This window comes from Methylomonas sp. TEB (assembly GCF_047777895.1).
GTDB lineage: Bacteria > Pseudomonadota > Gammaproteobacteria > Methylococcales > Methylomonadaceae > Methylomonas.
This window is the reverse complement of record NZ_CP180476.1, coordinates 3,441,064-3,463,030: the sequence shown is the minus strand read 5'-3', so window position 1 is coordinate 3,463,030 and position 21,967 is coordinate 3,441,064. Positions and strand designations below refer to the sequence as shown.

The following is a 21,967-nucleotide window of genomic DNA, read 5'->3' as shown; positions in this document are numbered from 1 at the left end:
AAAATTGCGCGTTGGTTTGCCGGTAAACCGGCAACATTTCACGCTTCAGGATAGACCTAAACCACCATGATTCAAGAAACCCTCGTCACTACCATCAATCTGCAGGGCGATACGCACATCGCGCCGATGGGAGTGCATGTTGAACAAGATCAATACATTATCTTGCCGTTTCGGCCCTCGACCACACTGGATAATCTGTTGGCAACCGAAACCGCCGTCATCAATTATTGCGACGACGTGCGGATTTTTGCCGGTTGTCTGACCGGGCGTAGGGACTGGCCCTTATTGCCCGCCCAACAAGTCGCGGGGTATTATTTGGCCGATACTTTGGCGCATACCGAACTGCAATTGGTGCGAATCGAAAACGACGACACCCGGCCGAAATTGTTTTGCCGGGCCGTGCACACGGTCAACCATAAGCCATTTCAAGGCTTTAATCGGGCGCAATATTCAGTGCTGGAAGCGGCGATTTTGATCAGCCGGCTGGATAGATTGCCTGGGGAGAAAATTCAAGCCGAACTGGATTATTTGCGCATCGGCCTGGATAAAACCGCCGGTGAGCGGGAGCGTCAGGCCTGGGATTGGCTGATGGCGGCGATTGAACAACATCGCCGGGGAGTGCAAGTATGACTGCGATGTTGGCTAGTGTGAATAGTTTGGCGGAAGCGCTGTTGGTCGAAGCCGCCGCCGTCGATATTATCGATTTAAAACAACCCGCTCGCGGCGCCTTGGGTGCTTTGAATGTGGCCGAGGTTGCCGAGATTGTCCGCCGCTTGCAACCGGGCAGCTGTGTTAGTGCCACTATCGGCGATTTACCGATGCAGCCCGAATTGGTCCTGCCGGCCGTGCAAGCCATGGCGGCTACCGGCGTCAATTATGTGAAAATCGGGTTTTTTCCGGGCGGCGACTGGCTGGCGTGCGTCGAGGGTTTACAGGCGATTGCCGCGCGGGGTGTGGCCTTGGTCGCGGTATTGTTTGCCGATACCCGCCCGGATTTTGCGATGATTGATGCTTTAGCCCAGGCCGGTTTTCGCGGGGTGATGCTGGATACCGCGAATAAACAACTCGGTTCATTGACGCGGCTGATGACGCTTGACGAATTGCAATTTTTTGTCGATAGAGTCGCCGGCCTGGGTTTGCTGAGTGGCTTGGCCGGTTCCTTGCGCGTCGACGATGTAGCGGGTTTAGTGCAGATAGGTCCGGATTATTTGGGCTTTCGCGGCGCCTTATGCCGGGAACATTCCCGCACTGCGCAACTGGACGTCGGGCAAATCGACATAATTAGGCAACATTGGCGAGCTTTAGCGTACTGAATGAGCCCGCTGATGCATTGACAGTACCCGTAGCAACATCGACAAAACATAACAATAACACTAGCCGCCAACAGACTTAAATCTACATAATGTCGGCAGACCGGTAAACAGCAAGGGATCACTGTGGAGCAATATCGCGAACAAAACCAGGCCAGGCCTCTGCTTTGGACGGTGCTACTACTTTTACTTGCGCAGTTGCTTAGCTTGTATTTTCCGCTGGCAGACTACTTACGGCCTTTTGTCAGCCAATCCTTGGGCGTGCATACCTTGATGGAAGGTTTTTCCATCGTGATTTCCGCATTGGTTTTCGCGGTGGGTTGGAGCGTTTATCAAAAGGAGAATTCCGCCGGATTCCTGATGCTGGCCTGCTGCTTCTTGGGGGTGGCGGTCCTCGATTTAATGCATACCCTGTCTTTCAGCGGCATGCCGGCCTTTATCACCGAGAGCGACCCCGAAAAAGCCATCGCTTTTTGGCTAATGGCCCGCGGGTTTGCAGCGATAGGTCTGGTGATGGGATGGTTGCTGCCAAACCGGCCGATAACCCCGGTGTCGCGGGCGTTGATGCTGAGCGTTGTGCTGCTCTATATTGGCCTCAGTTGCTGGCTGGTGTTTTTCCATCAAGATTGGTTGCCGCGCACCTTTGATGCAGTTGATGGTTTAACCTCTTTTAAAAAAACCTGCGAATATGTATTGGCTGGCGTCTATGCTGTCAGCGCCATCGGCTATTTACGCCAAACCCGCCGCCAACATACCTACGATCCGGCCGGTTTGGCGGCGGCTGCTGCGATCATGGCCATGAGCGAGTTGTTCGCGACCTTTTATGCCAGCGTCAGCGATTTGTATATTTTGCTCGGGCATGCCTATAAGTTGGTCGCCTATGGCCTGATTTACCGTTCGGTTTTCCTCAACAGCATCCAACTGCCTTACCAGCGGCTCTATCAAGCGCATCAGGCACTGTCTGTTAGCGAAGCCAAATTTCACGCCATTATCGAAGAGTCGCCGATTGCCTATGCTTTGCATGATAGCCAGGGCAATATCAGTTATTTGAACTCGGCTTTCGTAAAAACCTTCGGTTATACGCTAAGCGATATTCCGACCTTGGCGGAATGGTGGTGGCATGCCCATCCCAACGCTGAATACCGGCAACAGGTCATCGCTAATTGGCATACTTATCAGCGTGTTCCCCAGTCTGCTACCGAGTCCGGCCAAACCGCGGAATTGAAAGTCTGTTGCAAGGATGGCAGGTGCCGGATGGTGTTGGTCGACATCGTCTTATTGGGCGATAGCTTGGCCGGCAATCAATTACTGATTTTGCGCGATATTTCCGAACGGTTGGAAGCGATGCACAAACTGGCCGATTCGGTAAACATGCTGCAAACCGTCATCAACACCATCCCCAGCCGTGTATTCTGGAAAGACCTGAATTACCGTTATCTGGGCGCCAACTTAGCCTTCAGTCAAGATGCCGGGCTAGAGAATCCGGCCGAATTGATCGGTAAATCCGATGAGCAATTGGTTTGGCGGGATTTAGCGCACTTATATCGAGCAGACGATAAGCAGGTCATCGAGAGCAATACGGCAAAATTGAATTACGAAGAAACGCTAATGGGGCCGGCAGGTAAAACCATGCATTTGAGAACCTCAAGAGTGCCCTTACGTAATTTGCAGCAACAGACCATTGGCGTGCTGGGCGTGTATGAGGACATCACCGCGCGGAAAAGCGCCGAAGAGGAAATGCAACTGGCGGCCCTGGTGTATTTGAACAGCAGCGAAGCGATGATGGTCACCGATGCCACGGGCACCATCATCACGGTTAATCCGGCATTTACCACGGTAACCGGTTACTCGGCGGACGAAGTGATAGGCCGGGCCTTTGTCGGTACCACCACAGAGCCGCATGATCAGGCTTTCTATAAAACCGTCTTGCGAGTGATCAATACCCACGGCCAGTGGGCCGGCGAAATCAGCGGCCGCCGCAAGAACGGCGAGGATTGCATTCAGTGGGTCACCATCAACTCCATTCTGAACGAGAGTGGCGGTGTGCACAGGCGAGTGGCCTTGATCGCGGATATTACCGAACGCAAAAAATCCGAGGAATTGATTTGGCGGCAAGCTAATTTCGATCCGCTGACCGGTTTGCCGAATCGCAATATGTTTTTAGATCGGCTCAATCAGGAAATCAAAAAGGCTTTTCGGCATGGCCGGCATGTGGCATTGATGTTTCTGGACTTGGACCGCTTCAAGGATGTCAATGACAGTATGGGCCACTTCATGGGAGACATCTTGTTGAAGGAAGCCGCGCGGCGCATCAGCGGTTGCGTGCGCGATTGCGACAGTATCGCCAGACTGGGCGGCGATGAATTTACCGTGATTCTCGGCGAGTTGGATCAAGTGGATGGCGTCAACCGGATCGCCCGGAACATCTTGCAGGCTTTAGCGGAACCGTTTCGTTTGGGCAATGAGACGGCCTATATTTCAGGGAGTATAGGCATTGCCCTGTATCCGGACGATGCGCTGGACACCGATTCCTTATTAAAAAATGCCGATCAGGCAATGTACGCTGCCAAAAATCAGGGCCGCGACCGCTATCAATATTTCACTGCCTTGATGCAGCAGAACGCCCAACTGCGCATGCGGCTGGCCAACGATTTGCACGGCGCGCTGGCCCGTCAGCAGTTTTTACTGCATTACCAACCGATTATCGAGTTTGCCAGCGGCAGCATAGCCAAAGCCGAAGCCCTGCTGCGTTGGCTGCATCCGACGCTGGGCATGGTCAGCCCGGCCGAATTTATTCCGGTTGCCGAAGATACCGGGGTTATCGTCGATATTGGCGATTGGGTTTTTGACACTGCCGCGCACCAGGCTAAGCAGTGGCGGCAGACCTATCACCCGGATTTCCAGATCAGCGTCAACAAATCGCCCGTGCAATTCCGCCGACAAGCCATGGAAGCCAACCAATGGCTTGCTTTATTGCAGGAACTGGATTTGCCGGGCCAGAGCGTGATCGTCGAAATAACCGAAGGCTTGATATTGGATGCCAGCAACAGCACGCGCGAGCAACTGTCGGCGTTTCGCGATGGCGGGATGCAGGTGGCTTTGGACGATTTCGGCACCGGGTATTCGTCTCTGGCCTATTTGAAAAAATTCGACATCGATTACATCAAGATAGACCAAGCCTTCGTCAGAAGTCTGGTGGCCGGTTCCAGCGACATGGCTTTATGCGAAGCCATCGTGGTGATGGCGCACAAGCTGGGCATTAAGGTCGTCGCCGAAGGTATAGAGACCCAGGAACAATACGATCTATTAAACCGAATGGGCTGCGATTACGGACAAGGCTATTTAATTTCCAAACCGGTCCCGGCCGACCAATTCGAACAGTTGCTCGATAAGGCTTTTACCCAAGCGCCATCCGGCGATGGGCGGCATTAGCCAGAACACTGGAATGATTACCCGGCCTTTATCTATCGCCGCCCCCCGTTCTTGCGGGACACGCATCCGGAAAACTTAAGGGCCTTGGTTGATCGAAATGCTTTAGCCGGGTGGCAGCATCGCCAGCCTGATAAAATGCGCGGCATGAATACAACCTTGATGCAAATGACCGCGCTGATGCTCTGCGGCGCCGGTTGGCGGGTACTAAAGCCCAATCGCTTAACCGCGGATCAGACCCGGTTGGTATTAACCAGCGTGGTGTACTATTTTTTTATGCCGGTTATGGTGCTGGAGGTGCTGTGGCGGGCCGATATTGGTTGGCAATCGCTGCAATACTCCGCATTGGGTTTTATCAGCATCTTGTTGTCGATTTTGGCGACTTGGCTGCTTGCTAAGTTGTTTAAATTTAAAAACCCGCAAACCGGGGCGGTGATTTTGGCGGCGGCTTTTCCAAACGTCACCTATCTGGGCTTGCCGGTATTGGAGCAGATTTTCGGCGACTGGACCCGGTCTTTGGTCATTCAGATCGATTTATTTGCCGAAGCGCCGTTGGTGTATACCTTAGGTATCATGCTGGCCCGCCATTACGGCGCTAGCGGCGAACCTAAGCCAAAATCGGTGTTGGCATTTTTCAATGCGCCGCCGTTCTGGGCTGCGTTTGTCGCGGTCGTGTTAAACCTCAATCAGGTGCCGATACCGTTCTGGGTGGCCGGCTTACTGCAAAAATGTTCCGGAGCGGTCGCTCCGTTGATGATTTTTTCGTTAGGTTTGGCGCTTAGCTGGCGGGATATACGCCTGCGCAACGTACCGTTCATCGTCCCCACTGCATTAGTTAAACTAGGGTTGATGCCGCTGATTGCCTTGTGGCTGGCAAACCTGCTCAATTTGACTGGTCAGCCCAGGGCGGCGGCCGTGATGGATATAGCCATGCCGAGTATGGTGATGGGCATCGTGTTATGCGACCGCTATAAGCTGGACAGCGGCTTATATGCGATGGCCGTGACGGTGACGACGGCCTTGAGTTTAGTGAGCTTACCGCTCTGGTATCGGGTGTTATGAAACAGATTGCCGAAATATTCTCGCAAGGCGAGGAAATTGTCTGCGGGCAGACCGTGGACAGCAACGCCGCCTGGCTCTCCCAGCAATTGGTTGAGCTGGGTTTTACCTTGAAACGCCACACTGCGGTGGGCGATGACGTGGACGATTTGGTGGCCTTGTTCACGGAAATTGCCGAGCGCGCCGATTGTTGTATTTGCACCGGCGGTTTAGGGCCGACTATCGACGACTTAACCGCCGAAGCAGTCAGTATCGCCAGCGGTCAGCCTTTACGATTCGACGATCAGGCCTTTGCCGACATTCAACAATATTACGCCCGCCGCAATCGCGTGATGCCGCCTGCAAATCGCAAGCAAGCCATGCTGCCGCAGTCGGCAATACGCATCGACAACGCTTACGGCACCGCGCCGGGCTTTGCCTTGCAATTTAAACGCTGCTGGTTCGTGTGTCTGCCGGGTGTACCGTCGGAAATGAAGCAGATGTTTACGGCCTTGGTTCGCCAGCAATTGCTGCAACGCTTCCCTTTGCAGCCGGATTGTCTGGTGACCTTGCGCAGCATAGGCATAGGCGAATCGGCGATTCAGCAATCCTTAGCCGAATTTGATGTGCCCGCGGGTGTGCAACTGGGGTTTCGTGCCGCGCCCGATGAAGTGCAGACCAAACTATTGTTTCCCAGTAATTTCCCCGAGCAAGAAAAGCGTGGCTGCGTGGCCGCCGTGGCCGACAGCATTGGCGATTACGTGTTTGCCATCGATGGCCTGGAAGAAGCGCAGGGCGATCTGCTGGACGTGGTGAGCAAAGCCATGAGCCGGAAATCTTATTTGCTAGCCTTGCTGGAAACCGCCAGCCAGGGCCAGTTAGCCGCCAAATGTTTGGGATCGGACTGGCTGCGGCGCGTTGAAATCAATCTGGATTGGGGACGCAACACCGGCGCAGGCGAAGCGGGGGGCGGCGATTTACTGCCCATCGCCAAAATTTGGGCGGAACAACTGAAAGCGCGCGAGCAAACCGATTTTGCCCTAGTTCAGCTTTTTGCCGACAGCGCCGAAGATTACCGGGATAAAGATAGAGCCATAGTCCTTTACAATGCCTTAGCCACACCCAGCGGCGTGGTCTCGACCCAGCTTAGCGCCTATGGCGCCCTTAAAACCAAACAAAACCAGGCGGTTTTATTCGCGCTGGACTTACTTAGACGTTACCTACAAAACAAATGCCTTTAATCCGCTTAACCAATGTTTCCATCGCCTTCGGCACTCACGCGCTGCTCGATAACGCCGCTTTTCAACTCGACGCCGGCGAGCGGGTCGGCCTGCTGGGCCGCAACGGCGAAGGCAAATCCACCTTAATGAAAATCATCGCCGGCGATATTCATGCCGATCACGGCGAAATCTGGAAACAACCGGAACTGCGCCTGGCTTGGTTGGAGCAATCGCCCAATCTGGACGAAAACGACACGATCTACGAAGCCGTCGCTGGTGGACTTGGGGAATTGGGCCGGGTCATCGCCCGTTACCATGAGCTGTTGAGCCATATGGATGGCAGCGAGCAGTCGCTGCAAGCCCTGGGCGATGTGCAGCATAAGCTGGAAGCCGACAATGGTTGGGAGTTTCAAACCCGGGTCGAAGCGGTATTGAGCAAACTGCAATTGCCGGCGGACGTGCTGGTCGGCAGCCTGTCCGGCGGCTGGAAGCGTCGAGTCGCACTAGCGCGCGCTTTGGTGATCGAGCCGGAAGTGTTGTTGCTGGACGAGCCGACCAACCATCTGGATTTCGAGAGCATCGCCTGGCTGGAAGAGCAAATCCTGGCCTTCCAGGGTGCGGTGATGTTCGTTACCCACGACCGGGCATTTTTACAAAAACTGGCGACGCGGATTATCGATCTGGATCGCGGGCAATTGACTTCCTGGGCCGGTAATTATCAAGACTATTTGACCCGCAAGGCGGCGGCTTTGGAAGACGAAGCCAATCAAAACGCCGAGTTCGACAAGAAGCTGGCCAAGGAAGAAGTCTGGATTCGCCAGGGCGTCAAAGCCCGGCGGACCCGCAACGAGGGACGGGTTAGAGCGCTGAAGAAATTGCGCGCCGAGCGCTCGGAACGGCGCAATACCCAGGGCACCGCTAAGCTCAGTTTGAATAAAGGCGAAGCCTCCGGCAAGAAAGTCGTCGAAGCCATTGATGTCAATTTTCAATATCAGGACAAACCCATCATCAAGGATTTTTCGCTGCGCATCGAACGCGGCGACAAGATCGGTTTAATCGGCAACAACGGCGCCGGCAAATCCACTTTGTTGAAGTTGCTGCTCGGCCAATTGCAACCGACCACCGGCAGCATCGAGCTGGGCACCAATCTGCAAATCGCGTATTTCGACCAATTGCGCGAACAACTTGATCCGGAAATCTCGGTGGCCGACAGCGTGCTGGACGGCGGCGAGTTTGTCGATACGCCGGATGGCAAACGCCACGTCATGTCTTATCTAGCCGACTTTTTATTTGCTCCAGCCCGCGCTCGTTCGCCGGTGAAAAGCCTGTCCGGCGGCGAGAAAAATCGCCTGCTGCTGGCGCGCCTGTTTACCAAGACCGCCAATCTGATCGTGATGGACGAACCCACCAATGATTTGGATTTGGAAACTCTGGAAATTCTGGAAGAAAAACTGGTCGAGTATCAGGGCACTTTGCTGCTGGTGAGCCATGACCGAGAGTTTTTAGATAACGTCGTCACCAGTGTGTTGGTGTTCGAAGGCGAGGGCAGGGTGGAAGAATACATCGGCGGGTATGCCGATTGGTTTGCCCTGATGGAGCAGAACAAAAAAGCCGAAGCAGTAAAGATTGCCGAACAAGCGGTGAAAAAAGAAAAGCCCAAAACCGCGCCGGCCAAGAAACTTAGCTTTAAAGAACAACGGGAACTCGAGCAACTGCCGGCGCTGATCGAACAACTGGAAACATTGCAAACCCAGCTGACAGCGGAAATGAACGAAGCCGGTTTTTATAAGCAAAGTCCCGATGCGGTGGCCGCCAAACTGGCGCAATTGCAAACCGCCGAGGCCGATCTAAGTCAGGCCTATCAGCGTTGGGATGAATTGGAAGCCCTGCAGGGTTGAGCAGGTTGCTGCTTAGGGCAACAGTTCAATATTCAGCAGCGCCACCAGCGTATTGGGTTGGCCTTGTAAAAATTTGATAATCTCCATGCGGGCAACGTCTGCGGGAACGTTTCGGGCTTGCATGGCCCGCAGTATCGTCTCAAAAACCAGACGCTGCTGCAGGCCATCCTCGTTTTGGTCGCGCCGACAGCCGAATTCATCCATCAGCGTAGAGCCGCAGCGGCAGTTTCTGAATACTTCCACTAGAATTAAGCCATCGTCCTCAATAGCCGACCGTAACGATGAACGGCCATGGGGCATGTCTTGGGTTTCGATGAAAAACTGCTCGGCCGAGAGATATACGTAACCGCAACTGCGACAGGTTTTCGGAAACGTTGAATCCAGCAAGGCTTGTAAACCGTCGAAATCTTGAATATCCATAGCAATAACCTGAGTCTTGAAATAACCGACAGCGTAAATGCATTGTGCCATAATGCCAAAAGTCGGCAATCAGACTTGACCCTCCTGAGAATGGATCGCGGATGAGTATTTTAACGTGGAACGACCAACTATTGGTTGGTATAGAAAGTGTGGATAATCAGCATCGGCAACTGGTCGCGTTGATTAATCGCCTGGATGAACTAAACGCCTTGGGCGCAGACCTGCAAACCGTGCTGGAAACCGTCAAGCAGTTGGTCGAGTATACCGTCGAGCACTTCCAACACGAAGAGCAACTGATGATGGAGGCAGGCTTCAATCCGCGGATGCAGGACCAGCATTGCCAGCAACATCAAGAATTTATCGATAAAATGCAGCAAGTGCATGTCGAGGCGCAATCCGATGTTTCGGTCATTTCCAAGGATCTGTTGGATTTTTTGGTGGATTGGCTTTGCCACCATATTTTAAAAACCGACAAGTTGATGGCGATCAGCCTTAATCAGGGCATCGACGCCGAGCAAGTCAGTATCGATAAGGATGAACATGTCGATATTTTGCACAGCAATTTGTATTCGGCCTTGCGGGAAAGCGAAGAGCGTTTCAAGGAACTTGCCGACCATCTCCCGGCCCTGATCTGGATCACCAACGCCAAAAACCTGCCGATTTTCTGCAATCGTTTCTGGTTTAAAACCTTTCACATCGAACGCGGTTTCGTCGACCGCCGGCAATGGCTAAACACGATACACCCCGACGATAGGGACAAGGTGGTACAGACCTATCAGCAAGCCGCGCAGGAATTAACCAAGTTCAAGATTCAGTACCGGCTGTGTACCGAGGATGCCAAGGAAACCTGGATTCTGGAAACCGCTGTGCCCAGGATGCGCAAGAACGGTAAGTTTGCCGGCTTGATGGGCTGCGGGATGGACATCAGCACGCAAAAGCAGGCGGAAACCGCTTTGCTGAAACTGAACCAACAATTGGAAGAACGGGTTCGCGAGCGCACCCAAGCGCTGACAGAAGCGAATCAGACGCTGCAGATGGAAAAAAACCAGCAAACCCTGCTCAATCAGAAACTTCAGGAAACTCAGGCCCATCTGGTGCAATCGGAAAAAATGGCCTCGATCGGCCAATTGGCGGCCGGGGTGGCGCACGAGATCAATAATCCGCTCGGTTATATTTATTCCAACCTTAACAGCCTGAAACAATACATACAAGAACTCACCAAGGCCGCCGAATTGGCTGAGCGTCTGGCCGGGCAACTGGCGGATAATCACCCGGACGTGCAAGCCTTTAAACAGTTTAAAAATACGGTCGATCTGGATTTTCTGAAAGATGACGCCGCCGACCTGGTGGAAGAGTCGCTGGAAGGCGCGACTCGCGCGAAGAAAATCGTCCAGGATTTACGCGATTTTTCCCGGATCGATAAGCAGGGCCGGGAGATGTTCGATTTGGAAGCCGGGATTGATGCCACCTTGAATATCGTCAACAACGAACTGAAATACAAGGCCGAAGTGGTGAAGGAATACGGCGGTATCAAACCTTTCGAGTGTGTCGGCGCGCAGTTGAATCAGGTATTCATGAATCTATTGGTCAACGCCGCGCAAGCCATTGAAGATTTCGGCAAAATCACGGTGCGTACCGGTTATCAGGATGCCGATTGGGTTTGGGTGGACGTAGAGGATAACGGCCAAGGTATGAGCGAGGCAACCCGAATGCGGATATTCGATCCGTTTTTTACCACCAAGCCGGTCGGTAAAGGTACCGGCCTGGGCTTGTCGCTATCGTACAAAATCATCCAGGACCATCATGGTCGTATCGAGATAGATTCGGAAATAGGCCGAGGAACTCGGTTCCGGATTTATTTGCCGACCCGTACCCCTGCCAGTTAACGATTATCGCAGCCGCGCCATGACCGAGCTATCCCCAGACCCCCAAACCGTTGCCAATTTATTATTCGTCGATGACGAACCCAATGTCTTAAAGGCCCTGCGACGCTTGTTTCGCGGTGCGGAATATCAAGTCTATATGGCGGAGAGCGGCGCCGACGGCCTGGAGATTTTGGCGCAACAGCCTATCGATCTGATTATCTCCGACATGCGTATGCCGCAGATGGATGGGGCCGAGTTTCTCACCCGGGCGGCTGAACGTTGGCCGAATATCGTGCGAATTTTACTGACCGGCTATGCCGACATTGAATCGACCATCGCCGCCGTCAACAAAGGCAAGATCTACAGTTATTGCAGCAAGCCTTGGGAAGACAACGAACTGAAAATTCTGGTGAACAACGCACTGGAACAAAAGCGCCTGCGCGACGAACGTCGGCAGCTGTTCGATATTATCAACCGGCAAAATCAGGAGCTGAAAGAGCTGAACGCCGGTTTGGAAGACAAGGTCGAAAAACGCACCGAGCAGTTGAGAAAGTCTTTGCAGATGATCGATCAAGCCCACGATGCTTTGAAAAAACAGTATGCCGATTCGGTTAAGGTGTTCGCCAAAACCATCGAAATGCGGCCGGGTATCAAAAGCGGTCATGCCAAATATGTGGCGGAAAATGCCAGGGAAGTCGGACGGCGGCTGGGTATGGATGCCGCCGAGCTGAAGGATTTGGTTTATGCCGGCCTGTTGCTGCAAATCGGCAAAATGAGTTTGCCGGACAGTTTGCTGACCCAGGCTTTGTTAAGCATGAACAGCCAGCAACGCAAACGCTACTTAAACCACGCTTTGGAAGGGCAAACGCTGTTAAAAGGCCTGGAACCCTTGCATAACGCCGCCGAGCTCATCGCCGCACAATATGAACATTTCGACGGTTCCGGCCAACCTTTGGGTTGGGCGGGCGCGGAGATACCCTTGGGTACCAGGATATTGACTCTGGTGCGCGACTATATCAATTATCTGGATGGCTCGATCACCGGCACTGCGATGACGACCGAGCAAGTGAAAGAGCGGCTGCTGAGCAAAAAAGCCAAGGACTACGACCCACGGGTGGTTGATACCTTTCTGGCGCTGCTCGCCGAATCGGAAACTGTCGACGAACGGCCGATTATTGAAATTTCCTGGACCCAGTTGCAAGCAGGCATGGAAGCCGCCGAAATTATTTGTAACGACGTGTTGTATTTAAAGAATCAGATTCTCAACGAAAAAAACGTCGAAGACATTCTTGAACTCAGGAAGCAAAAGAAAAATCTGATTTTGCGGGTGAGAATGGGCAGTGAGCGACAACGCGGTTGAATAAGCCGGAAAGGCGGAAACCCTTTTAGACAGGCAGGTAACTATGAGTAAAAAGCACCCACCAAAGTCCGACAAACAGGTCTACAAAGATACCTTGCAGCAATTGCAGGTGGAACTGGTCAAGTTGCAGAATCACATCATCAAGCATGGCGACAAAATTCTGATCATCCTGGAAGGCCGCGATGCCGGCGGTAAAGACGGCACCATCAAGCGCATCATTCAACATCTTAGCCCCCGGGAAATCCGGGTGGTGGCACTGGGTAAACCGTCCGACCGCGATCTCAGCACCTGGTATTTTCAACGCTACACCCACCATTTGCCGGCCGCCCAGGAAATGGTGTTGTTCAATCGCAGTTGGTACAACCGGGCCGGCGTGGAGCGGGTGATGGGATTTTGCAACGATGACGAATACTACGAGTTCATCGAAACCGTCTCGCATTACGAACAGTTGCTGGTGCGCTCCGGCATCAAGCTCTTGAAATACTATCTGGACATCAGCAAAGCCGAACAAAAAGAACGCTTAAAACAACGCCAAAAAGATCCGCTGAAACAATGGAAAATCAGCCCCATCGACAAGGAAGCCCAAAAACACTGGCAGCAATACAGCGAAGCCCGCAATATCATGTTTGCCAGAACCCACCATTTATCCGCGCCCTGGACTGTCGTTAGATCCGACGATAAACAAGCCGCACGGATCAATATCATCAAGGATTTATTGTTTCGTTTGGACTACAAAGGCAAGGACGAAGCGCTAGTCTTGCCGGACGCGAACATCGTGTTTAATTACGAAGAAAGCTATTTGCACAATGGCATGATTGCGCCGTGAGGCGCTTGATGGTCAGGATTTGGATGGGGTAATGAAAAGGGTGGGTACGGTTTTTGTGCCCACGTGGAATTAAAACAATCGCGCGATCATGGTGGGCAGAAAAGCGTTGCCCACGTTACTGATTTTAAAAATGGGAAACATTACATGTCATCAATTGTAGGGCATGCTTTGATCAGTTCAGCCATTTTTGCCAGAAAGCACGAAATTAAATCTGGCGGGGCTGCATTTATGTGTATGTTTTTTATCGGACTGGGTATAAGTCCAGATATGGATTACTTGGTTTATTGGGTATTTGACTATCAAATAGAGCCAAGAGTAACGCATTCAATATTATTTTGTTTCGTCATTGGTTTGATTGCCTCATGTGCCAAGAAATTTGTATTAAAAAATACTTTTATCTCGGTTTCTCATGGATTGTTTTATACGGCGAGCTTTTCTCACTTGATATTGGATTTACTGGTGGGCGTTCATCCTATGCCGCTGTTTTGGCCAATAAATTCAAATTTAATAAAGTTACCTTTTGGTATTTTGCCAAGCGCAGGGCATATCGATATAAAAAACATTTATCTTTGGCGTAATATACTCATTGAGTTAGTGATTTTAATACCTGTTTCTATGTTAATTTCATGTAAATTAAAAACAATATTGTTTCAAAGATATAAGGCGATGCGTTATGTGTTTTATATTGCCCTGGTTGTCGGTATGTTCGTTGGGATTGGTCTTAAACGATAAACACAAGCCCGCGTAGGGCGCAATAACCAACGGGCATTGCGCCGCATTGAAGGCACATAATCGATAATAAACAAATGGATTACCTGCGAACCTGGCACCCAGTCGGAGCCTATTTTTTAACTATCAATTTGTTACAAAGAAAAGATAACGATTTGTTGATACGATATATTCAATCTTTACGGGAATCGGTCAAAACGGTGAAAGCTCATCACTCGTTCAAAATTCACGGTTGGGTGGTATTACCTGAGCACATGCATTGCTTGATAGAACTGCCGGAAAACGATATTGACTATGCTACTCGAATACGTTTGATAAAAATTGGATTTTCCAAAGCCATACCGAAAACCGAGCGCAGATCGAGCGTGAGAATCAAGCGGGGAGAACGTGGTATTTGGCAAAGGCGTTATTGGGGGCATCTGATACGGGATGAAGCGGATTTTCAAGCGCACATGAATTATATTCATTACAACCCGGTGAAACATGGATGGGTAAAGCACGTAAAAGATTGGCCATACTCGACCTTTCACCGATGGGTTGAGCAGGGCGCTTATCCTTTGAATTGGGCAGGAATTGACGGAGATTTATATGAGTTTGAGTGATCGAAAAATAATACGGCGCAATGCCCGTTGGTTATTGCGCCTTACGGCCTTGCTAGGTTCAGATGAGTAATGATTACTTTTAAGTGTCTGAAAAGTTGGCTTCATGGCTTTTCTCTACAAGGAAATGATTTTTTTAGTGATTCTTCAATTACCACGGATGCTCGACGTTCCAATTGAGTGGGTTCAAGTTTTTTCATATATTCAAGTATAAATTCATTTAATGTGGCAGTTTTTAGCGTCTTGAAGCCACACCACACCCTTCCTTCCGTGGCGTCCAAAACGCCAAGCAAATAAAGCCTAGCCGATTTTCGAGTATTACTATCTGAGCTTACAAACTCATCAAGAAATATTTTTGCCTGCAAATCTACGCTGTCTTCGTTTATTTTAGGGGTATTAGCATTCGCATATGCGCATTCACATAGGACGATTGTACTCATGATAAGTGCGCAGCTGATTTTTGTTAGTTTGGTTAAAAATTTCATCATAAAATTTCAATAATTTTGATTATGTCTGACACACAAAAGACCGTAAGGCGCAATAACCAACGAGCATTACGCCGATTTGATCAACCTGCCACTGATATTAAACGAATAGATTACCAGTCTGCGTAGATTTAAGGCCGACATGCGGCGCAATAAGGCTACGCCTATTGAACTAGATAGGGCCGAAGCAACAGCGGATAAGCGCCACCGCTCCGGTCGTATGCAACGAAAGACTTACTTAGCAGGCTGTTGATTTTATCGCTCCCGCAAGCCGCATTGATTCGTTGAACCAGACGTATTGCCTCATAGAAAAAGGTAACCGAAGGATCAGAGTCGTTGCCTCACATTAGAGGTAACCTGGACTTGTGAAAAAATGAGTTTCAATTGTTGCTCAATGGCGGCCTTAAGAGCAAATGGATTGAGTTTGGCATGATGTTCCTGGAGAGTCTGTTTGGTGGTTTCCGGAATGTCAGGATGATTGATCACCCGTTGGTAAGGGGTTTGCGGGGCATGGTATTTTTTCACGACTTTGGCGCCGTCTCGGTGTTTTTTCTGAAGTTTCAGACTGGGGCAGAAATGATTCTGCAAAGGACACCCAAGCGTGCTGTAGGCCTCGTTCATCAACGGCACCAGCGCGGCATTATCCAGCCGGTCGTAGCCGAATAATTGCCTGGCGTGAGTCCAGTTTTTCTGCTCGACATGGGCATTGTCGTTTTTCTTGTAAGGCCTGGAGCGGGTAAACGCAGGCTTTTGCGGGTGGTCGGTGAAATAGCGAACCAGGTGATGATTGAGAAATTCAGAACCATTGTCGCAATCGAAGCCTTTCAAAGGGAATGGCAACAGGTTCTCGATGGCCTGAATCTGTTCCAGGATACCTTGCGAGCCTTTATTCCAGGTGGCCCGGCATTCGGTCCAGCCGGTGACGATGTCGGTCATCGTCAGGCTCCAGACGAAATCGCCGGCCAGCGAATTGCCACAGTGAGCGACAGTATCGGCTTCGACAAAACCGGGCTGGGTCTCGTCCCAGTGATGAGTTCGGATGGGAATCTGGGTTTTCAACAGAGACCCGGGTTTGGTGCCGGACAAGCCTTTGGGGTGCTGGACGCGCAAGGGTTTGAGCAAGCGATCCAGGGTCGCCGCCGAAACCTTTAGCAAGTCGGCACGAACCTGATCGGAGAGTGAGCCGTACTGCGCTTCGTAGTGCGGCAGCCAGATCGGTATCGCTGCTTTCAGGCGCTTGCCGCACAGTTGATCGCTAGCGAACCAGATGCGCTTCAATGGCTCCAGCAACACCTCGGCTTGATATTTCCGCTTGGGGCCGGGCCGTTTGCTAGGCGAAGCGATTGGCTTGGCTTTTCGATTCAGCAAACGAATCGCGTACTTACGGGCGTAGCCGCAGACTTCGCAAAACTCGTTTAGGATCGTTTGTTTCGTTGCCCTATCGCTTTGTCGATAGCGCTTTTGGATAGCCTGTAAATAGGCTCGTCGTTCGTGTTTTCCCATGGTGGTAACCCGCTTGATTTCGGTTACACACAATGTGAGGCAACGACCCGTTTTTAATGACCCCTTGGGTTACTTTTAATTTGAGGCAATTCGGGGTGTTTTTCCAGAAAAATATCAACCGGTGAGCGGGTTTCAAAAAGTCGTCAAAAACGGCGTGAACGCGGTATTCGGCAGCGACGGTTTTGGGCGCATTTAATCGAAGACCAAGATGCTTTAAATCGGCATATCGATTATATCCATTGGAATCCGGTGAAGCATGGATATGTGAAACGGGTGATGGATTTACCCATAGGGCATAAAGGCCGTATTCCAGTTTTCATCAATTTGTGAAACGTGGAGTTTATTCAAATAATTGGGGAAGTAATGAGCAATATGAAATTCAAGGTGTCGAGTAACGCGAGCGATGCGCCTCCTAACGTCGGCAGCATCCTATGGGCTATCTTCGCACCGCGTGCGGTGCATTAGCGTAAGCACAATGCACCGAATGATTTAATACCAACATGCGCTACGCCTATTGACGTACCGCATTGAGTAAAAAATCACAGGGGGTTGTTGACTTGGAGCAGAGTACTACGGGGTTGAGAGATATACAGGAGATTCCTCGAAAATATAGGAAAGCGGGATAAATGGTAAGCCTGTAGCTGCGCCACACGCCATAGCAGGTAATAAGTAGCTGTTATTGATAGCGGAACGGTACGTTTCAGTTCGTTTCCCAAGTTTACCTATGTACACGGCGTCAAACGTAGTAGCCAGCAAAATAAACGGTGTGCCACAAATAGCGTTTCCAACGAAAGTGGGAGCTGCAACGATGCCGTTTCTATTGTACAAATTCGATATGTCTTTTATCGGGTTGTCGTCATGAATTTCTGATCGCGAAGCGCAGCCTATAAGAGCAAAGTTCAAACAAAATAGGATTAGCTGAGTTTTCATGACGGCCCAACAAATGATTTTAAGCCCGCGTACGGGGGATTATCGTTAGCGCAATGCGCCGAATGATTAAGGCCGACATGCGGCGCAATACGGCTACGCCTATTGACGCCCTACATTTCTAAGATTAGACGGGACCGGAGCAACAGCTGATAAGCGCCGCCGCTCCGGTGGTTTGCAAAGAAAGGTTTACTTGGCCGGTTCCGCTGGTTTGGCTGGAGCTGCTGCCGGAGCAGGCGCATCAACTTTAGCTGGCGCCGCTTTTTCCTCAACCTGGGCCGCTTGTTCCGGTTCTTGCTTAGGTCCGATATAGCCTTTATGCCAGGCGTAGGCCGCGCCGGCCAGCAGGATCAGCAAAAACACGTAGCTTTTCCAATGGCTTTGCTTTTCGCCGAACGGATCGACCATTTGCATTTCCGCGTCTTTCGGTAATTTGGCGACGCCGGTCAACAAGCGACCGAACGGGATGTTGATAAAGGCCTTGGCGTTTACCGCCCAGCCGCAGGCATCCAGGACCGGTGCCAGATTGCGTTGGCGCAGTTTCAAGTAAGCGATGAACATGGAAGGGCCGGAAATCGCCAGCATCACACCTATGATGGCCAGCGGCATTTGCCACCAAACTAAGCCCATGAAGCTACTCATCACGGCGGCTAACGCGGTACCGATGGCGCCGATCGCCAAACCAATGGCAGCGAAAATCCCGGCGAATTTGCCGACATCGAACGGTGTCGGCGGTTCCTTGCCTTGTCCGGCATTGGCGCCGGCTTCGGAAATGCCTTTAAAAGCATTGGCGTTAGCCGCCTTGTCGCGGGCCGCTGCGCTTTTTTCCAGTTGTTCGTTAATCATCCGGGCGACGCGTTTGTACGGCGACCAGAAGGCTTCTTTGATACTGATCGGATTTTCGATGATTTTGACGATGGTCGCGTCCCAATCCAGGCCGTTGCGGTCGTAAAACACGCCGTTGCGGCCGACGCGCAAATTGTCGCTGTCGCCGCCGGTAACCGCCGCGGCGATAGTCAGCGTTTCGTTACTGCCTTGCCGACGGCATACGCAGTAGGCCAGAAATATTTTGCTCAGTTCGGCCAGTTTGCTGTGGCTGTCCACGTCATCCACTTTCACGCACAATTGACAGCTTCTGCCGTCCAGATACAAGGTACCGGCCTGGAAAATAGCGTGCGGTTCGGCACTGTAAAAATCGCGAAACGACACGAAGTTATTTAATAAGGTGTAAAGATCGCGGTAGTAATGCAGCAAGCGCACGACCGAGTCGATGGCTGTGGCTTGCGGTTCCAAGGCCAGATCCTGTTCGATCAGGCTGGTCAATTTGGCTTGTGCATCGCTTTGCAACAGCGCTTTGATACGCTCCAGCCCCAAGCTTTCGACGGCATTCGCGGGCTTTTTCTGCAACCAGGCTTGATAATCAGCAAACTGACCAATCACGCTTTGCCATTGTGCGTCGGACAAGCTGTCCAAAGCGCCCAGCAGCGGTGTCAGCACCAGGGTTTTTAACTGTTCTATCGCAGACCGCCAAGCCGGATTCAAGCCGGTATTCAATGGCAAGTTAGCGCCGGCGGCGATAGCGGCCAGCGGCAATTTAGCCAGTTCTTCGTTGCTTGCCGACAAGTCGATGCCGGCCAGTTGCTCGTAGCGGCTGTCGGCGGGGTTCAACAACTCGGTCGCGCCGGTGTCGAATTCCGCCAATTGGCAGCGGGTAAAAAAGTCGTCGATTTTCGGTTTTATTTGGGCCAGCAAGGCCGCTGCCGCTTCAGTGTCGGCGATTTGATTGCGAATCCGCACGGCTTCTGCGTCGCTCTGTTGCCACCAATCGAAGTATGCGCCGGCATCTTTAAAAAATTGCTCGATTTTTTCCAGATTAATACCCGGCTCGCCGCTGCGGTCCTCAACCTCGCCCAAGCAGGCGATGATGTCGGTGATGGCTTGCTGGCCGGCTTCGTCGCCGGCGGCTTTAACCGGGATAATACCGTCACCGTTAAATTGAGTGTTGGCGAAGACCTTGGTCATGTCGGCCAGATCGTCGGTGGTGATTTCGGTCGCATCCGCCTTGCCCAGATTTTTTAAGATCTCGACGGCGGAGGCCAGTAGCTGTTGACCTTCTTCATCTTGATCGTTTATCGCCGCCAGCGGCAGGGTGGTCTTCTGTTGGATCAAATCGGCCGGGTTTTTCAGTACCTTACTCACCCAACGCACCGCCTCGATTACCTCATTGGCTCGGATGCGGCCATCGTTATCGGTATCCAGCAGCGCCAATGTTTGGTTGTCGAAGAACAATCCGTGCGTCGGGCAACTCAGTGCCGCCCATAATTTCTGATCCAGTTCCGGCAGTCCGATTAAATCGCTACCGCGTTTCAATTCAACCTGATCGAAACCGCCGAGTCTGGCAAACCGCCATTTTTCGGCAACATTACGGCTGGATATGGGCGTCATTGTGTGTCTCCTGAGTTGAGTAGTTTTTGTTATGTCTATCACGAAATTTCGCTAGTTTTACAGACTTGGGTCGCTTGACGCAACTTGCTTTGTTGGGTTGCAGGCCGGGCAGGAGACTTGCAATAACTCGCCGCTATGTCTATGCCTTAAAGGACGGGCACGGCCATCCAATTGGTTCATATCTTGGTAAAGCCGGTTTTCGTGATTGATCACTTCGCGTTCGTGCTCGAATGGGTACAAGGTTTGGGCCATGCCGCCGCCGTCAATAAAATGCTGGCTATCCAGCAACATCAATTTGGCATGCAGCAATTCATGCAGTAAGGCGTCGGCGGGCGAGATGCTGCATGCGGGTGTGCTGTCGCAGCCCGGATCGTTCAGCAATTGCGCACCCAAGCGGGTATCGAAATAAATCGTCACGCTCTCTACACCAAATTCGTTGCCAAAAGCCTGGGATTGCCAGGTGTTTTGCCGGTATTTGAGTACGAGTTTTTGGCCGCGCAGTTCGTTAAGCAAATTCACGGCTTGCGGGTAATGCGAAAAATAGTCGGCCATTAGCGCTAAGTCGGCGCTGATATTGGCCGGATCGCTGGACTCGGCCTGATAGATAGCGCTGAGAAAATTGGCTATTTCCGTTTTCGCCAGCGGATCGCTGTTCAGCGTGGCCTGTTTTTGGCTGTATGCAGCCATCACTTCTGCGGCGCTGGGCGGTTTACGCAGGCGTAAGCGTATCGTCGCTGTGCCGTCCTGATCGACCGATAGCTTGGCCTGCATGCTGTTGACCGGTTCGGCCAATTGGCTGGCGACGGCCGGCACGGCATTGACCGGCTGCAAATCGTTGGCGCTTACGATGCGCGAAGAGCCCAGCATGCCGATGCAAAAACTCAATACCAGACTGACTTCGCGGCGGCGGTTATGCTGGATAGTGCTATCGTCGCGCTGCCGGTTGTCTTCTTTAAGATAGATGTCGTAGCGCCGGGCTATTGCTGCCAATTCGGCATAAGCTGAGGCGGCGTCGCGGCTCAGGCCGGCTTGACACACCAGGGCCGGATTGCCGCCGATTAAACAGGGATGCAGAAAGTTGCGGTCCGGCGGCTGTTGCAAATACCAGCGATTTAAATCGCTGGCTAATTTGTCGATTCCCTCAATGCGGCTCGCCTCGCCGCCAAAGGCCTGTGCCAGGGTTGATAATCCATTCATGTGCTTAGTTAATGTGGGTGGGTTCAGTTTTTCGACCGACTTTATCAGCGCTTTAGGGCTACCGGCAAGCCAGCTGCCGACGCAGATGGGTGGCTATCGGCCGGGCCGGCTTTGTCATAAAACAGTCATGTTTTCCCAGCATAATCCAAGCATGATGAAATTTGCGGGATATTCAAGATTTGCTTTCGATTGGAAATCAGCGGCGTGTGGATTAGGCGGCGGCGTTTCTTTGCCATGGCTTGCCACAGCGCTGGCGACGGTTTATTTGCTTGCGGTGTTGTATGCCAACCTGCCCGATGCGTTGGCCGATGTCGACCAGATGCCGGCAGAGTCCGCAGCGCCCATCTCACCCGAAATGGTCACGCAAAATCCGCCCATGGATTTGTCGGAAATCGGCACTTGGCATTTGTTCGGGCAAAGCCCGGATAGCGTATCTGGTGATGGCGCCGTTGCGGAGACGCAATCGCAACTCAAACTGCTGGGCATCCTGTTTTTATCCAAGAATCCGGAAAATGCCAGCGGCATCATCCAAACCGACGACGGCCAGCAAAAGAAATATAGGCTGGGCGATGAACTGCCCGGCGGCGCGGTGTTGCAGTCTGTCCAAGCCGACCGGGTGTTGCTGAAGCGTGGCGAACGCCGGGAATCCCTGTTATTAAAAAAAGATAGCGTCCACGCGCCATCCGCCGCCGAATAATTCCCTCCCTTATAAACTG

The 21,967-nt window shown here is 51.9% G+C and carries 17 protein-coding genes; 12 read left to right on the top strand and 5 right to left on the bottom strand.

All coding sequences use genetic code 11. The features are described 5' to 3' along the window. Positions 1–66: 66 nt before the first annotated feature. The 6 genes from ACMXD4_RS15405 (at position 67) to ACMXD4_RS15380 (ending at position 8,895) form a co-directional block, all read left to right on the top strand. Positions 67–630, top strand: coding sequence for a DUF447 domain-containing protein (locus ACMXD4_RS15405; RefSeq protein WP_415878671.1), 564 nt, complete (start codon positions 67–69; stop codon positions 628–630). Continuing rightward, positions 627–1,313: a (5-formylfuran-3-yl)methyl phosphate synthase gene (locus tag ACMXD4_RS15400; protein ID WP_415878670.1), complete on the top strand. Its 687-nt coding sequence runs from the start codon at positions 627–629 to the stop codon at positions 1,311–1,313. The genes ACMXD4_RS15405 and ACMXD4_RS15400 overlap by 4 nt, the downstream gene beginning before the upstream one ends. Positions 1,314–1,436: 123 nt before the next feature. Next, complete coding sequence (locus tag ACMXD4_RS15395) at positions 1,437–4,742, top strand: EAL domain-containing protein (RefSeq protein ID WP_415878669.1); 3,306 nt, start codon at positions 1,437–1,439, stop codon at positions 4,740–4,742. A gap of 144 nt (positions 4,743–4,886) precedes the next feature. After that, positions 4,887–5,801: an AEC family transporter gene (locus ACMXD4_RS15390; protein ID WP_415878668.1), complete on the top strand. Its 915-nt coding sequence runs from the start codon at positions 4,887–4,889 to the stop codon at positions 5,799–5,801. Then, positions 5,798–7,018 carry a competence/damage-inducible protein A gene (locus tag ACMXD4_RS15385; RefSeq protein ID WP_415878667.1) on the top strand — a complete coding sequence of 407 codons (1,221 nt, stop codon included), beginning with the start codon at positions 5,798–5,800 and terminating at the stop codon, positions 7,016–7,018. Before ACMXD4_RS15390 ends, ACMXD4_RS15385 begins: the two co-directional genes overlap by 4 nt. Next, complete coding sequence (locus ACMXD4_RS15380; protein WP_415878666.1) at positions 7,009–8,895, top strand: ATP-binding cassette domain-containing protein; 1,887 nt, start codon at positions 7,009–7,011, stop codon at positions 8,893–8,895. The genes ACMXD4_RS15385 and ACMXD4_RS15380 overlap by 10 nt, the downstream gene beginning before the upstream one ends. Positions 8,896–8,907: 12 nt before the next feature. On the opposite strand, the gene ACMXD4_RS15375 is transcribed toward ACMXD4_RS15380, so the two are convergent. Further along, entirely contained in the window at positions 8,908–9,315 is a 408-nt protein-coding gene (locus tag ACMXD4_RS15375; protein ID WP_171694787.1) for an oxidoreductase, read from the bottom strand. A 101-nt stretch (positions 9,316–9,416) separates the two neighbouring features. Here ACMXD4_RS15375 and ACMXD4_RS15370 point away from each other — a divergent pair, with 101 nt between their 5' ends. The 5 genes from ACMXD4_RS15370 to ACMXD4_RS15350 all read left to right on the top strand — a co-directional run bounded on the left by ACMXD4_RS15370 (position 9,417) and on the right by ACMXD4_RS15350 (position 14,697). Beyond that, positions 9,417–11,201, top strand: a complete 1,785-nt coding sequence (locus ACMXD4_RS15370; RefSeq protein WP_171694788.1) for a bacteriohemerythrin — start codon at positions 9,417–9,419, stop codon at positions 11,199–11,201. 19 nt (positions 11,202–11,220) lie between these two features. Beyond that, a complete protein-coding gene (locus ACMXD4_RS15365; protein WP_101051627.1) occupies positions 11,221–12,540 on the top strand; it encodes an HD domain-containing phosphohydrolase in 1,320 nt (439 codons plus the stop codon). A gap of 43 nt (positions 12,541–12,583) precedes the next feature. Next, positions 12,584–13,366 carry a polyphosphate kinase 2 gene (ppk2, locus tag ACMXD4_RS15360; protein WP_415878665.1) on the top strand — a complete coding sequence of 261 codons (783 nt, stop codon included), beginning with the start codon at positions 12,584–12,586 and terminating at the stop codon, positions 13,364–13,366. Between the two features lie 63 nt (positions 13,367–13,429). Beyond that, positions 13,430–14,098: a metal-dependent hydrolase gene (locus tag ACMXD4_RS15355; RefSeq protein ID WP_415878664.1), complete on the top strand. Its 669-nt coding sequence runs from the start codon at positions 13,430–13,432 to the stop codon at positions 14,096–14,098. Between the two features lie 74 nt (positions 14,099–14,172). Further along, complete coding sequence (locus ACMXD4_RS15350; protein WP_415878663.1) at positions 14,173–14,697, top strand: REP-associated tyrosine transposase; 525 nt, start codon at positions 14,173–14,175, stop codon at positions 14,695–14,697. 101 nt (positions 14,698–14,798) lie between these two features. On the opposite strand, the gene ACMXD4_RS15345 is transcribed toward ACMXD4_RS15350, so the two are convergent. The 4 genes from ACMXD4_RS15345 to ACMXD4_RS15330 form a co-directional block, all read right to left on the bottom strand. Next, positions 14,799–15,182: a Rap1a/Tai family immunity protein gene (locus ACMXD4_RS15345; protein WP_415878662.1), complete on the bottom strand. Its 384-nt coding sequence runs from the start codon at positions 15,180–15,182 to the stop codon at positions 14,799–14,801. Positions 15,183–15,506: 324 nt separating this feature from the next. Then, positions 15,507–16,682 carry an integrase gene (locus ACMXD4_RS15340; RefSeq protein WP_415878661.1) on the bottom strand — a complete coding sequence of 392 codons (1,176 nt, stop codon included), beginning with the start codon at positions 16,680–16,682 and terminating at the stop codon, positions 15,507–15,509. A 1,116-nt stretch (positions 16,683–17,798) separates the two neighbouring features. Next, on the bottom strand, positions 17,799–20,054 hold the full coding sequence (locus ACMXD4_RS15335) for a hypothetical protein (protein WP_415878660.1): 2,256 nt from the start codon (positions 20,052–20,054) through the stop codon (positions 17,799–17,801). Between the two features lie 57 nt (positions 20,055–20,111). Continuing rightward, positions 20,112–21,251: a hypothetical protein gene (locus tag ACMXD4_RS15330; protein ID WP_415878659.1), complete on the bottom strand. Its 1,140-nt coding sequence runs from the start codon at positions 21,249–21,251 to the stop codon at positions 20,112–20,114. A gap of 151 nt (positions 21,252–21,402) precedes the next feature. Between ACMXD4_RS15330 and ACMXD4_RS15325 the strand changes: the two genes are divergently transcribed. Then, positions 21,403–21,948, top strand: a complete 546-nt coding sequence (locus ACMXD4_RS15325; protein ID WP_171694796.1) for a type II secretion system protein N — start codon at positions 21,403–21,405, stop codon at positions 21,946–21,948. Positions 21,949–21,967: the final 19 nt, after the last annotated feature.

Coding starts and splice junctions, on each gene's coding strand:
- ACMXD4_RS15405 (WP_415878671.1), top strand. CDS start 67: ATGATTCAAGAAACCCTCGTCACTACCATCAATCTGCAGGGCGATACG.
- ACMXD4_RS15400 (WP_415878670.1), top strand. CDS start 627: ATGACTGCGATGTTGGCTAGTGTGAATAGTTTGGCGGAAGCGCTGTTG.
- ACMXD4_RS15390 (WP_415878668.1), top strand. CDS start 4,887: ATGAATACAACCTTGATGCAAATGACCGCGCTGATGCTCTGCGGCGCC.
- ACMXD4_RS15385 (WP_415878667.1), top strand. CDS start 5,798: ATGAAACAGATTGCCGAAATATTCTCGCAAGGCGAGGAAATTGTCTGC.
- ACMXD4_RS15380 (WP_415878666.1), top strand. CDS start 7,009: ATGCCTTTAATCCGCTTAACCAATGTTTCCATCGCCTTCGGCACTCAC.
- ACMXD4_RS15375 (WP_171694787.1), bottom strand. CDS start 9,315: ATGGATATTCAAGATTTCGACGGTTTACAAGCCTTGCTGGATTCAACG.
- ACMXD4_RS15370 (WP_171694788.1), top strand. CDS start 9,417: ATGAGTATTTTAACGTGGAACGACCAACTATTGGTTGGTATAGAAAGT.
- ACMXD4_RS15365 (WP_101051627.1), top strand. CDS start 11,221: ATGACCGAGCTATCCCCAGACCCCCAAACCGTTGCCAATTTATTATTC.
- ppk2 (WP_415878665.1), top strand. CDS start 12,584: ATGAGTAAAAAGCACCCACCAAAGTCCGACAAACAGGTCTACAAAGAT.
- ACMXD4_RS15350 (WP_415878663.1), top strand. CDS start 14,173: ATGGATTACCTGCGAACCTGGCACCCAGTCGGAGCCTATTTTTTAACT.
- ACMXD4_RS15345 (WP_415878662.1), bottom strand. CDS start 15,182: ATGATGAAATTTTTAACCAAACTAACAAAAATCAGCTGCGCACTTATC.
- ACMXD4_RS15340 (WP_415878661.1), bottom strand. CDS start 16,682: ATGGGAAAACACGAACGACGAGCCTATTTACAGGCTATCCAAAAGCGC.
- ACMXD4_RS15335 (WP_415878660.1), bottom strand. CDS start 20,054: ATGACGCCCATATCCAGCCGTAATGTTGCCGAAAAATGGCGGTTTGCC.
- ACMXD4_RS15330 (WP_415878659.1), bottom strand. CDS start 21,251: ATGAATGGATTATCAACCCTGGCACAGGCCTTTGGCGGCGAGGCGAGC.
- ACMXD4_RS15325 (WP_171694796.1), top strand. CDS start 21,403: ATGATGAAATTTGCGGGATATTCAAGATTTGCTTTCGATTGGAAATCA.